The sequence below is a fragment of the Fulvivirga sp. AWR4_260 genome, assembly GCF_056158185.1.
In genome coordinates, this window is the sequence record NZ_JBSWSU010000015.1 from 2,732,748 (window position 1) to 2,745,720 (window position 12,973).

12 protein-coding genes are annotated in these 12,973 nt (G+C 35.7%); 10 read left to right on the top strand and 2 right to left on the bottom strand.

The genetic code is table 11. From position 1 onward, the window contains the following. Positions 1-2 precede the first annotated feature (2 nt). Positions 3-731 carry an RDD family protein gene (locus ACXACQ_RS17825; RefSeq protein WP_474977331.1) on the bottom strand — a complete coding sequence of 243 codons (729 nt, stop codon included), beginning with the start codon at positions 729-731 and terminating at the stop codon, positions 3-5. A gap of 36 nt (positions 732-767) precedes the next feature. Between ACXACQ_RS17825 and ACXACQ_RS17830 the strand changes: the two genes are divergently transcribed. Genes ACXACQ_RS17830 through ACXACQ_RS17850 form a run of 5 tightly spaced genes read left to right on the top strand, consistent with a single transcriptional unit; the run spans position 768 to position 6,802 of the window. Further along, the gene (locus ACXACQ_RS17830; RefSeq protein ID WP_474977332.1) at positions 768-2,588 is read left to right on the top strand and encodes a stage II sporulation protein M; all 1,821 of its coding nucleotides are present in this window, start codon (positions 768-770) and stop codon (positions 2,586-2,588) included. Then, on the top strand, positions 2,589-3,284 hold the full coding sequence (locus ACXACQ_RS17835) for a hypothetical protein (RefSeq protein ID WP_474977333.1): 696 nt from the start codon (positions 2,589-2,591) through the stop codon (positions 3,282-3,284). Then, positions 3,277-4,497: a DUF4350 domain-containing protein gene (locus tag ACXACQ_RS17840; protein ID WP_474977334.1), complete on the top strand. Its 1,221-nt coding sequence runs from the start codon at positions 3,277-3,279 to the stop codon at positions 4,495-4,497. The genes ACXACQ_RS17835 and ACXACQ_RS17840 overlap by 8 nt, the downstream gene beginning before the upstream one ends. Next, on the top strand, positions 4,497-5,477 hold the full coding sequence (locus ACXACQ_RS17845; RefSeq protein ID WP_474977335.1) for an AAA family ATPase: 981 nt from the start codon (positions 4,497-4,499) through the stop codon (positions 5,475-5,477). The genes ACXACQ_RS17840 and ACXACQ_RS17845 overlap by 1 nt, the downstream gene beginning before the upstream one ends. Beyond that, a complete protein-coding gene (locus ACXACQ_RS17850) occupies positions 5,474-6,802 on the top strand; it encodes a DUF58 domain-containing protein (RefSeq protein WP_474977336.1) in 1,329 nt (442 codons plus the stop codon). The genes ACXACQ_RS17845 and ACXACQ_RS17850 overlap by 4 nt, the downstream gene beginning before the upstream one ends. Here ACXACQ_RS17850 and ACXACQ_RS17855 read toward each other — a convergent pair. Further along, complete coding sequence (locus ACXACQ_RS17855) at positions 6,799-8,004, bottom strand: DUF763 domain-containing protein (protein WP_474977337.1); 1,206 nt, start codon at positions 8,002-8,004, stop codon at positions 6,799-6,801. The genes ACXACQ_RS17850 and ACXACQ_RS17855 overlap by 4 nt on opposite strands. A 149-nt stretch (positions 8,005-8,153) precedes the next feature. Between ACXACQ_RS17855 and ACXACQ_RS17860 the strand changes: the two genes are divergently transcribed. The 5 genes from ACXACQ_RS17860 to ACXACQ_RS17880 all read left to right on the top strand — a co-directional run bounded on the left by ACXACQ_RS17860 (position 8,154) and on the right by ACXACQ_RS17880 (position 12,883). After that, a complete protein-coding gene (locus tag ACXACQ_RS17860; RefSeq protein ID WP_474977338.1) occupies positions 8,154-9,863 on the top strand; it encodes a DEAD/DEAH box helicase in 1,710 nt (569 codons plus the stop codon). Positions 9,864-10,035: 172 nt separating this feature from the next. Further along, positions 10,036-10,227: a cold-shock protein gene (locus ACXACQ_RS17865; protein ID WP_474977339.1), complete on the top strand. Its 192-nt coding sequence runs from the start codon at positions 10,036-10,038 to the stop codon at positions 10,225-10,227. A 249-nt stretch (positions 10,228-10,476) separates the two neighbouring features. Further along, a complete protein-coding gene (locus ACXACQ_RS17870; protein ID WP_474977340.1) occupies positions 10,477-11,094 on the top strand; it encodes a hypothetical protein in 618 nt (205 codons plus the stop codon). A 69-nt stretch (positions 11,095-11,163) separates the two neighbouring features. Next, a complete protein-coding gene (locus ACXACQ_RS17875; protein ID WP_474977341.1) occupies positions 11,164-12,141 on the top strand; it encodes an NAD(P)H-quinone oxidoreductase in 978 nt (325 codons plus the stop codon). Positions 12,142-12,217: 76 nt separating this feature from the next. Then, the gene (locus ACXACQ_RS17880) at positions 12,218-12,883 is read left to right on the top strand and encodes a histidine phosphatase family protein (protein WP_474977342.1); all 666 of its coding nucleotides are present in this window, start codon (positions 12,218-12,220) and stop codon (positions 12,881-12,883) included. Positions 12,884-12,973 lie beyond the last annotated feature (90 nt).

A 12,973-nucleotide genomic window follows, 5' to 3' on the forward strand; every position in this document is an offset into this window, starting at 1 on the left:
TTTTATCTTGTTAATACTACGTAATCATTAATTAGAGTTTTCAGAAAATCACCATGGCTCAATCCTTTTTGGTCTATCTCCAATACTTGCTTTACTGATTCCACCATACTTTTCAAGGCCACCTTATGAGATGCATTGGGGTATTTCCTACATCTATCGATTACATTTTTTATAAGTAACATATCTTCTTCAGTTAATTTCCGCACCTCTGGATAACTTATTTCGTAATTTCCGATTGAGTTTATTTTTTCAATATCCTTAAAACTTAAGGTGCGTGCTGGCTTAACCTTTATTACCGCAGTTTCGGCTGCCATATCGCCCAATCGCTGCCCCTTATTAGAAGTGCTTACAAAAATAGATGCCAAGGCCCCAACCGAAAAGTAGATATCTATCATTCTAAAAACCCAGCGCATCATATAATCACTAGACCGCGGCTCCTGTCCACTGGTCTTAACCACTTTTATATTTAACGCCAGCTTACCTATAGATTGGCCATTGTTCAACGTCTCAAAACCTATACTATAGAAGATAAAAATAGGAAACATTACTACATAATAACCATACTTAAACCCGTTGAGACCAAAAGCTACCCCCACAGATAAATATAAAATACTAATAGTTGTAAACATCACAATAATATCAATGATGAAAGCTATAATACGCTCTCGGAGTGGCGCAATTTCAAATTCAATATTTACATTTTGTGTTGTGTTAATTTCTATTTTTTGCATATTAGTAATTTAAAAGTCTTATTTTTCAACCTGAAAATGAAAGAGACCAAATTTATAGAGCAAAATAAAGAAAAATGGTTAAAGTTTGAGCAATTACTTAAACTTAAAACTCGTAACCCTGATCAGCTCAGTGATTTATTCATTCAAATTACGGATGACTTGTCCTACGCCAAATCACATTATCCTAATAGATCCATCAAGATTTATTTAAACAATTTGGCTCAACAGCTATTTTATAAAATTTATAAAAATAGGAAAGAGGGTAAAAACCGCTTTGTTAAATTCTGGCTCGAAGACCTACCTGCCGTTACTTATTATTCAAGAAAAGAACTGGTGGTTTCACTCGTGGTATTTTTAATAGCCGCACTCATAGGTGTAATTTCCACCGCCAACGATGCTGACTTTACAACAACCATCTTGGGGGAAGAATATGTAAGCATGACCATGAAAAACATAGAAAAAGGTGACCCCATGGCTGTTTACAAAACAATGGGCGAATTTGACATGTTCCTTGGCATCAGCATCAATAACATAATGGTGGCTTTCAATACTTTCATTACAGGTATTTTCTTTTCGCTGGGCTCGGTCATTATTATATTTTATAATGGTATGATGATTGGTACTTTCCAATATTTCTTCATCCAGCAAGGTTTAGCCATTGAATCTATGCTAACCATATGGCTTCATGGTACATTAGAAATTTCAGCTATCATCATTGCCGGTGGGGCCGGGATAGTACTTGGAAAAGGCTTTGTATTTCCTGGCACTTATTCACGGTTAAGAGCTTTTCAGCTTTCTGCACGGCAAGGGTTTAAATTATTGATAGGAATAGTACCCATACTTGTTTTTGCTGCAATAATAGAATCTTTTTTAACTCGCTATACCGAGGTTCCTAGTATAGTTAAACTAAGCTTAATACTTAGCTCTCTATTTTTTATCATCTACTACTTTATATTATACCCACTTCGTAAAAGTAAAAGTGACAATCTGGCGAAAATATCTATTCCTTTTACCTCTACCGCAGAGCCAGAAGAAGTCATCTTAAAAGGAGAGGTTAAAATGAATCATACGGTCTTTAGAGAGACTATTATAGTATATAAAAAAACATTTACTAAATACATAGGACCGGCATCAGTACTTATGCTCGGCCTAGTTGCCATAGCGGCCTTTTCCCTTAAAAATCAGGCCTTATCTAACAGTATAGATATAGAACAGCTGGTAATTGAAAAAATACTTATTGTAGCTAATTATGGCAACATGCCATATATGTTTTTTGCTGGATTAATATATGTATCGGGTATTACATTCTTCATACAAAAACAAATACGATCGTTTCATAACTACTCAACTTCAAATCAGAACTTAATACTATCGAGTTTATTCGCAGGTGTACTCATCAACATTCCGTTTTTCTTCAGTGGTTTTCTGTGCTTTCTATTCTTTATAGTTCTTTTTCCTTCTGCTCTATACATTGCAGCCATTCTCAACTCTAACAGCAACATTAGTGTGGGAAAGGCCATAGGTGAATTCAAATCTTTTCTAAGCAGCAGTTTCAGCAAAGTGATGGGCTTATTTTCACTATTGTTTTTTATTTTTATAGTAACGCTAATACTATTCGATAGCCCCTTTATGACGCTCTATGTAGATTTTATTCAAAGCAGTCTAGTTGCGGACGAGAAGTTTACATATTACGCCACACTTATTACCAATGCCTTAGTGGTGTTTTTCTGTATAAATGTTACTTTCCCCATTTTTTTAATTGCATTTAACATTCAGCAGTATTCTCTTATTGAGATAAAGAATGCGGAATTTCTTAATCAAAATATTGTTTCATTCAAAAATAAATACATTAAGTAATTGAAGCATATTACAATTTTCATATTGCTCATCAGTTGCTCTTTTTCTTTATCGTTTGGCCAAAGCAAACAATTTAACAGAGAAGAGTGGGAAGAGATTTCTCGTGACATTCAGTTTGGGGAACACGAAGGCAAAAGGTCTGAAGCCTCTGAAGTAGGCACAGGAAAAAGGCAAAAACTCTCCAAAAATGATTTAGAAAGCATTGCACCAAGCAGCGATTCCGTATCACTGTTTAATGGTCAGGTTATTCAAATAATACTCATTGGTATCTTGGTGGCAATAATAGTATTTATTATTTTAAAAATATCTGGTTATAACATAGGAAACCCAAAAGTTAAAGCCAACTCGATTACCATTGAAAACCTTGAAGAAAATTTAATGGAATCAGACCTCGAAAAATGGTTAAGAAAAGCACAGGAAGATAACGATTATAAAATGGTCATCAGAATATACTACCTCATGATCATAAAAGAACTGGCGCTAAAGAAACTTATTTACTGGAAAAAAGAAAAAACTAACCTCGAGTATGTGATGGAGATGCGCAAGCATTCATCATCTTCTCTATTTGAAAAAGTAACATTAGTATTTCAAGTTGTTTATTATGGAGATAAGACATTTGCTGTAGATAAACTCTTAGAATTTAGTAATGAACTAGAAAAATTTTATCAGCAATCAAAATCTTTCACTAATGAATAAAAAGGTTTTGATAGCAGCAGGGAGCATAGTAGTACTTATACTTATACTACTATTTTACTTTACCCAAAGCGATAGCAAAAGAAAGTATTATGATTGGAACGAAACGTTTTTAGTGGATAGCAAGTCTCCATATGATCAATATATCTTTTACGAACTATTAAAAAACTCCTACAACAAGGATTTTAATACCATTAATGACGCTTCAATCAAATATGAATTAAACAGCAACGATAGCACTTCTATTTATATGATAGTAGGTGAGTCGGCATTCTATACCTATGATGATATAGAGTCCTTAAAGCAATTCGTAGCCGATGGAAATGAAGCATTTATATGCTTAAAAAATTTCCCTTATGATCTCCTTGATGAAATCAACTATGACCAGTATTGCGCCATAGCCCTTTCTACCATAACCTATGACACCATAGAGGCTTCCATTAAGGACAGTAACATCAAATTAAGCTATCCTGCTATAAATAATTTAAAGCCATATGAAAGGGATTGGCCTACCTTGGACACCGTAGATTATTGTTACGATAACATAGAAGTACTTGGTTATTATAACAACTCTGAAATAAACTTATTGAAAATTTCATATGGAAAAGGAGTATTATATCTGCATAGCGACCCCATACTATTTACCAACTACTATTTAACACACGAAGAATATTTACCCTATGCAGAAGGGGTCATGGGTATTTTCAACGGTAATCAAATAGTGTGGGATGAATTCAGCAAAATGCCTCCAGAGAAAGAGTCTGCACAAAAGAAAAATCCGCTTGAATTTATACTAAGCCAACCTTCACTACGCTGGGCATGGTATACATTACTGCTTGCTGTGTTCATATACTTTCTTTTCTACATCAAAAGAAAACAGCGTATTATACCCGTAATTGCTAAAAACAGAAATACAACATTAGAGTACGTTGAAACCATTGGCTACTTATACTACAAAGAGCAGAACCACAGAAACCTTGCTGAGCATAAATGGAATCTTTTTTTGGCAGATATTAGAACCAGATATAATTTACCCACCAATCATGTCAATAAAGAGTTCATTACGAAACTGAGCCTCAAATCAGGGATAGAAGTTAAGGAAATAGAAAAAATAATTAAAGAATACCAAGATATTGACTACAAGGTAGATATCACACCAGAAAACTTGATAAGTTTTCACCAATTAGTAGAACACTATTATCAAAGAAGAAAATAATGGAAGAATACACTGAGCCACACGAGCCATCGGAATTAATAGAATTCAGAAATAATATAGCCAGAGTAAAAGAAGAAGTAGGTAAACTTCTTATTGGTCAAGATCAATTGGTAGATATGATGCTAATATCATTATTTACTAATGGACACATTTTATTAGAGGGTGTACCAGGGCTTGCTAAAACACTAGGAGCGAAGCTATTTGCCAAAACCTTATCAGTGAATTATAGCAGAATACAATTTACGCCCGATCTCATGCCATCTGATGTGGTAGGTACCAGCATCTTTAACCTCAAAGATTCTAATTTCATATTCAACTCTGGACCTGTGTTCTCTAATATTGTGCTCATTGATGAAATTAACCGTGCTCCAGCAAAAACACAGGCCGCTCTTTTTGAGGTAATGGAAGAAAGGCAAGTAACAGTAGATGGAACTACATACCCAATGGAGTTTCCTTTCATGATTATTGCCACCCAAAACCCAATAGAGCAGGAGGGAACATACAAACTTCCCGAAGCGCAGCTAGATCGTTTTTTGTTTAAGGTAAAGCTTAATTACCCTCAATTGCACGAAGAAAAGTTAATACTAAGGCGATTTAAAGAAGATTTTTCTCAGAAAATGATTGGTGATGTTTCTTCCATATTAACCACCGAAATGATAGAGAAGGCAAACAAGCTCGTAGAAAAGGTTCATATTAAAGACGAAATTCTAGACTATATTGCAGAAATCATCTATGACACACGCAACAATGGAGACTTATTCCTAGGAGCCTCACCAAGAGCATCTTTGGCAATAATGAGAGCCTCTAAAGCTGTTGCTGCGATTAACGGTCGTGATTTTGTAATTCCCGATGATGTAAAGTTTGTGGCTAGCCCAGTACTTAACCACAGAATTATACTTAACCCAGACAGGGAACTAGAGGGAGTGACCCCAGAAGAAATAATAAATGAAATAGTTAAGAAAACAGAAGTACCACGTTGAAAATAAAGCAGTTATATCTCACTAATCGTTTCTTTGTTGCCTTGGGAATAATTGTACTTCTATTCTCATTAGGTTATGCATGGCCACTGTTTTTCGCAATTGGAAAAACTGGCCTTGTAATCATTTTTGCCTGCACCATTGCCGATGCTTTTATATTATTTAACAAGAATAATCACTTAACAGCCAGTAGACAATGCGCAAAAGTTTTATCTCTAGGCAACAAGCAAACCATTAGCATTAGCATTGCAAATATGTCGAATATGGGCTTTAATATAGAACTGATCGATGAAATACCCAGCTTGCTACAAAAGAGGGATTTTATGGAAAAGCTTCACTTAAAAGCCCAACAACAGAAAAAGCTGACTTACCCTATCAGACCCTTGACTAGAGGAGTTTATAACTTTGGTAAAATTCAGATTTTTATTACTTCAACTATCCATTTAGCAAAACGCAGAATCTCTATTGAGGCCGATCAAGACATAGCTGTTTATCCGTCTATCATTGACATGAAAAGCCTAGAGCTTAAGTCTGTAAAAAATAACCATGTTAATTTTGGGATAAAAAAACTAAGAAGAATAGGCCACAGCTATGAGTTTGAACAAATAAAGGAATATACCAAAGGTGATGACATCAAAAGTATGAACTGGAAGGCTACTTCCAGAGCAAACAAGCTTATGGTTAATAGCTATACCGATGAAAAATCACAGCAGATATATTGTCTAATTGACGAAGGTAGATACATGAAAATGCCATTTAATGGGTTAAGTCTATTAGACTATTCTATTAACTCGAGTTTAGTTATTGCGAATACGGCACTAAATAAGCAAGATAAAGCGGGCCTCATTACATTTTCTGATACTCCGAAAAGAATTATAAAAGCCGACAGAAGTAGAATGCAGCTCAAAATTATTCTAGAAGCTTTATATAAAGAGAAGATTAGTGAAATGGAAGCCAATTACGAGCGGTTATATAAATCCATTCAATCAAATGTGAGAGGCCGCAGCCTTCTATTTCTTTATTCTAATTTCGAAAGCTTAAATGCACTACACAGAGTACTACCAATTTTACGTAAGCTGAACCTTGCTCACTTGCTTGTAGTCATTGTTTTTGAAAACGAAGAATTAACTACTTACCAGCATCAGGAAGCCAATAATTTAAAAGAAATTTATTTTAAAACTATTGCTCAAAAAATCAATATTGAAAGAGAACTTATACTTACCGAATTAAAGCGTTATGGTATTCAGCACATATTTACGCAGCCACAAAATCTATCTATAAACGCTATTAATAAATACTTGGAATTAAAAAGCAAAGGATTGATTTAAAGAAACAAATCTAGTTGACCATTCAAAGGACGAGCCTTACCAGCCACTGTTCGCCCTCCATATTTATATGAGTCATTTCTTTCCTTCTGTACTATTTTATTAAACCTTTCGGGTTGGGGTTGAAAATTCTTTTCTATTTGCTGAGCCATTATGTGTAATGATGCTATCGCTCTTTTCTTTTCGCTATAATCAATTTTAGCTTTATCAACACAGCCCTTCATCACATCTATAGTTTGATCATAGACCTTTGTAGGCACAGGAAAGGGGTGACCATCTTTTCCGCCATGCGCAAATGAAAAACGAGCGGGGTCAGTAAAACGAGAAGGAGTACCATGTATGATTTCACTTACCAATGTCAATGACTGTAACGTACGTGGTCCCATACCTTTAATAAGTAATAGGTCCTCAAAACTTTTCATTTCTGAATTATTAGCCACAGCCAGCACACTACCCAATCTTTTTAAGTCAACGTCTTTTGCTCTTACATCATGATGTCTAGGCATAACAATACTTCGTTTTTCCTTCATTAGTGTTGAGCTAGGCATCGTGCTCACATTTAATATCCCTGAACGTGTAGTTTTAGCAGCTGCAGTACTTAAGTTAATAATATCACCATTATTAATTCCACAAACCGCTGCCTGGGGGTCATCCACAAAAGACTTAACAGTAGGAGAGTGCCAATGATATCTTCTGGCCATTTTATTTACTCCATTCATACCCTGTTGCACCACGGACCATTCACCTTCTTTAGTTACAATAAAACTATGCAAGTACAATTGATACCCATCTTGCAAAGCTGTGTTATCTATTTTTGCACTTAACTTACTATTGTAAACCATAGCGCCACCGCTAAAACCTACTTTATCGGCTATTGCTATTAATTCGTTAGGAGTCTTTAATGAATGCTTTCCTCTTCCACCACAGATATATATACCCAAATCATCCGACATCTGGTTAACACTTTTTTTAAGCGCCCCCATCACAGAAGTAGTTATTCCTGAAGAATGCCAATCCATACCTAACACACAGCCCAATGACTGAAACCATAGAGGATCACTTAGTTTTGACAAAAAAGCTGACCTTCCATATTCCTCAACTATAGTAGAAACAATAGCTCCACCCAATTCGGCCATTCTCCTTGCTAACCAGTATGGTACCTTGCCACCATGCAAGGGCAAATCTGCATATCCTGAGTGTTTCATTGCGTAATCTTACTAATTTTATTAGCCAAAACCCTGTTTAAACTAATTTTTTTAGCTAAAAGTGAGGTAAAAAAAATTATTAAGGCAATATATTCAGGTATTGCGATAAATAAGGCTACCTTTGCAGTTCATTTATTAAATACTATCAATTGATTAATTTTTCTGATTTAGGACTATCTGATCCAATTTTGAAAGTCCTCCACGAGTTAGGATTTGAAACACCTACCAAAATTCAGCAACAAGCCATTCCTGTTTTAATAGAAGATGCTGATACAGACTTTATCGGCTTAGCACAAACAGGTACTGGTAAAACTGCCACTTTTGGTTTGCCACTATTGGAATCAATAGACCCTACAAATAAATCTACTCAAGCAGTAGTTCTGGCCCCAACAAGGGAATTAGGACAGCAGATTGGTCAGCAACTAGAAAGTTTCTCAAAGTATCTTAAAGGTGTAGAAGTACAAACTGTTTATGGAGGTGCTTCCATCACTCCACAGATTAACAAACTGAAGAAACAAACGCCTCAAATCTTAATAGCTACGCCAGGCCGCTTACTCGACCTTGCAAAAAGAAGAGCTGTTAACCTTAATGCCGTAAAATATGTGGTATTAGACGAGGCCGATGAAATGCTAAATATGGGCTTTAGAGATGATTTGGATGACATCCTATCATATACATCTGAAGGCCGAGTGACATGGTTATTTTCTGCTACCATGGCAAGTGAGATCCGTGATATAGTAAGAAAATACATGGATAACCCCAATGAGGTTAAGGTAGATTCAGGAAACAAAGTAAACCAAAATATTGATCATCAATTCTTTTTGGTAAAAGCTAAAGATAAGCCTGAATTACTTAAGCATATAATTCAATTAGAGCCAGAAATGCGCGGTATCGTATTTTGTAGAACCAAAAGAGATACTCAGGAGCTAGCTGAACTTTTACAAAAGCAAGGCTTACCTGTAGACGCTATCCATGGAGATTTATCTCAAGCGCAAAGAGACCAAGTGATGAAGAGGTTTAAAAACCACACACTTGAGTTTTTGATTGCTACTGACGTAGCCGCTAGAGGTATAGATGTTAATGATATTACACACGTAATTCATTATGCGCTACCTGATGATACTGAATATTATACTCATAGAAGTGGAAGAACTGGAAGGGCAGGTAAACAAGGTATATCATTAGCGTTAGTTAACACGTCAGAACAGCGCAAAGTACGCATGTTCGAAAAAAGGCTTAACATCAAATTCTCAAAATATGAGTTACCAAGCCCAACTGAAGTTGAAAAGCAGAAGTTGATTACATGGGCAACTCGTATCATAGATGTTAAAACTGATGAAGAAGCAGTTAATAAACATAAAGAGGCCGTATACCCAATATATGATGAACTAACTAAAGAGCAGTTAATAGATAAATTATTAACTATCGAATTAGAGCGTTATGGTATCGAAGATAAAGACTTTAGCTTAGACTCATCTTCAGGCTCTGGAGACGGCTCATATAAGAAGTTCTTCATCAATGTAGGAACTATAGATGGCTTTGATAAGCAATCATTAATTAGCTATTTATGCGCTGAAACAGGTCTTAATAAAAAGACTTTAGGTTCAGTAATTATGGAAGACCGCAGGTCTTATTTTAATGTTGAAAAAGAAGCTGCCGATGTAGTAGAGCCAGCTTTTAGAGGCATGGAATTAGACGGTAGAGAGTTAAGAGTGAATGCTGCTCGAGGAGGAGACCGAAGAAGAGACGATGGAGGCAGAAATGGCCGTGGCGGAAGATCTTACAGAGGAGGAAAAGGCGGAGGTAGAAACCAACGCAAAAGAGGTGAAGGCGGAAAAGGCAGAAACCGTAAAAGGTAGATAATTAGCAAGTTAAGATTTAACCACCTTAAGGATTAAGTCTTAATCAACTGATTATCAATCAATTAAGTAAGCTTATTTTAAGTGAAATTTAATTGGAAATAAAGTTTTCAAATGATGTTATTATGTAAAGAATATCATTACCTTTACACTAATAATTTAATATTTTATAATGAAAGAAGGAACAGTTAAATTCTTCAATGACTCTAAAGGTTACGGGTTCGTGAAGGATAATGTAGACAACAAAGAGTATTTCGTACACGTATCTGGTCTTGTTGACGAAATTAGAGAAAATGATGCCGTAACTTTCGAGTTACAAGAAGGAAGAAAAGGATTAAATGCAGTCAACGTAAAGTTGGTATAAATATAAAATCATTATAATACCTTTTAAGTACAAGCCGACTATTTTAGTCGGCTTTTTTTATGTCTATACACATAAAAGTGAGGAATTCATTCCCCACTTTCAACATTACTTTTACGCACTTCATCTGTAACATACCGCAGCAGTCACTTACAACATGATCAATTATTGCTTTTAGATGTAGATTTATAGAATACATTCAAATATTTAACCTTGGTAATTATAAGGCATGTTTCTTGAACATCTTAGCTCATGACATTATCTTCAAGTGTAATCACCCCAACAGATTTATTCATGGATGTAATTAATCAAGAAGAATACGCCCACAACAAAACAATACCACACGCCATCCGCGATGAGGTATTAACGGCTCTTTCTCATTACCCTGAATTAAGAGACACTGATATTAGATTCGTATTTAAGAAAAGTATATCTAAATCTTTTATGCAGGCGCAACCGGTACTATCATCTATGTTCAAAAGCAAAAAGAACAGAAAGTACGTTATTTATATCAGTCAGAATTTTAGCGTGTCGGGAGAGCGAGTAGGACTAGACTCCGTACCATTTAATGTATTAGTCGGTTGGATTGGTCATGAACTGGGACACATCATGGACTACAAAAACCGAGGACTATTATCTATGATCAAATATGGCATCGGTTATTTAACTTCTAAGTCCTACATTATTGGAGCTGAAAGGGTAGCAGACACCTATGCCATTCAACATGGCTTGGCAGAAAAAATCATCGATACCAAACACTTTATCCTTAACCATGCTCACCTTTCTGAAAAATATAAGAATAAAATAAGAAGACTTTATATGCCTCCGGAAGAAGTAATGATGTTTGTAAGGGGAGAAATGAACATTTAATAGCCAGTTTATGATTAAACTTTACGATTTATTTAATACCACTTATTATTTAAGACGTACATTTACCACATGAGAGTTATCAAAATTAATGAGCCCGGTGGCCCAGAAGTATTGAAGCTTGAGGAACGGAAAATACCTCAGCCCGCACCAGACGAAGTATTAATTAAAGTAAAAGCTGCTGGAGTCAACAGGCCTGATGTAATTCAAAGAAAAGGTTTATATCCGGCTCCAGAAGGAGTTGCTGCAGACATCCCAGGTTTAGAGATAGCCGGCATAGTAGAAGATGAGAATGACAACGCTTCTTGGAAAAAAGGAGACAAAGTATGTGCTCTACTAGCAGGAGGAGGATATGCGGAATATGCAACTGTGCCAGCAGAGCAGTGCTTACCCTTACCAAAAGGGCTCACATTTGAAGAAGGAGCATCATTACCAGAAACTTTCTTTACTGTGTGGTCTAATATTTTTGATAGAGCAGCATTTCGAAAAGGAGAGAAAGTGTTAGTTCATGGTGGCACGTCAGGAATAGGTGTAACAGCCATTCAAATGATTACAGCCATGGGTGGTACGGTTTACACTACAGCAGGATCAGATGAAAAATGTGATTTTACATCAAAGCTGGGAGCATCATTAAGCATCAATTACAAACAGCATGATTTTGAACAAGTAATAAAGGAAGAAACAAAGAAGCAGGGTATAAACATTGTACTTGATATGATAGGAGGAGAGTACACCCCAAAAAACATTAACCTTCTTCAAAATGACGGACGGTTAGTCATTATAAATGCTATGAATGGCCGGTTTGGCGAGGTAGATTTAATGAAAGTAATGACTAAAAGGCTCATAATCACTGGCTCTACCCTAAGAGCAAGAGACCGCCACTTCAAAGGTGCAATAGCCCGTAATCTTCAAACTTATATATGGCCTCTAATTGAGCATCAAAAAATACGCCCTATTATAGATTCTGTTTTCCCCTTAAATGAGGCTGATAAAGCTCACAAAAAAATGGAATCTAGTTCTCATATTGGCAAAATTATCTTATCAATATAATTATATGTGCATGCTGTTATTTAAAAAACACATCTTTCTATCATTCTTCTTTATTCTGGCTTTTTCATTTAATAGCATGTCACAGAAAGTTGATCTCAAATACTTAAAAGATTACTATTCTAATCAATCCATAGACTCTTGTATTGTTCCGTTTAACGACTCCACTAAGCACGTTAATCAAATTATACTTATTCGTCATGGTCAGCCCGATGTTACCAGAACAGGATGGCGCAATAGAAAAGAAGCCATTACATTTACAGAGGTGTATGATAGTGTAGGTGTGCTTTCTTTTAAGCCAATGCCGCTATGCCCGGATGATTTAAACGTAAAAAAAATATTCTACAGTAACGTACCTAGAGCCATGAATACGGCAGAAAGAATTTTTAAAGACAGGTACGAGATGATAGAAGATGCTCGTTTTAGAGAGTTTGAACGTAAAATCATGTGCTTTTTTAATATCAAAATGCCTCTTGGCGTTTGGCTTACTATGTCAAGAGTTCTTTGGATGACTGGCCTAAATGACAAAGGGATAGAGACATTTAAAGAGGCTAAGCACCGCGCAAAAGACAATGCAAAATTTTTAGCCCAGCAAGCAGACAAAGACCAATTGGTGATATTAGTAGCACACGGCCTACATAACAAATATGTTGCTAAATATCTAAAAAAACAGGGTTGGGAGAAGGTAAGAAAGGGTGGCAGCAAATACACTGCTGTAAACATATTAGCGAAAAAAAGAAAATAGCATCATTTTCTTAATAATAACAACCTAGCTACGCTTATAAATCTCATTAAGTTAATACCGTAAGGGAGTATACTAAAATCCCCAAAAAGT

What these genes read in the sequence shown, in the direction of transcription:
- ACXACQ_RS17825 (WP_474977331.1), bottom strand. Translation starts at nt 731, where the DNA reads ATGCAAAAAATAGAAATTAACACAACACAAAATGTAAATATTGAATTT.
- ACXACQ_RS17830 (WP_474977332.1), top strand. Translation starts at nt 768, where the DNA reads ATGAAAGAGACCAAATTTATAGAGCAAAATAAAGAAAAATGGTTAAAG.
- ACXACQ_RS17840 (WP_474977334.1), top strand. Translation starts at nt 3,277, where the DNA reads ATGAATAAAAAGGTTTTGATAGCAGCAGGGAGCATAGTAGTACTTATA.
- ACXACQ_RS17845 (WP_474977335.1), top strand. Translation starts at nt 4,497, where the DNA reads ATGGAAGAATACACTGAGCCACACGAGCCATCGGAATTAATAGAATTC.
- ACXACQ_RS17855 (WP_474977337.1), bottom strand. Translation starts at nt 8,004, where the DNA reads ATGAAACACTCAGGATATGCAGATTTGCCCTTGCATGGTGGCAAGGTA.
- ACXACQ_RS17865 (WP_474977339.1), top strand. Translation starts at nt 10,036, where the DNA reads ATGAAAGAAGGAACAGTTAAATTCTTCAATGACTCTAAAGGTTACGGG.
- ACXACQ_RS17870 (WP_474977340.1), top strand. Translation starts at nt 10,477, where the DNA reads ATGACATTATCTTCAAGTGTAATCACCCCAACAGATTTATTCATGGAT.
- ACXACQ_RS17875 (WP_474977341.1), top strand. Translation starts at nt 11,164, where the DNA reads ATGAGAGTTATCAAAATTAATGAGCCCGGTGGCCCAGAAGTATTGAAG.
- ACXACQ_RS17880 (WP_474977342.1), top strand. Translation starts at nt 12,218, where the DNA reads ATGTCACAGAAAGTTGATCTCAAATACTTAAAAGATTACTATTCTAAT.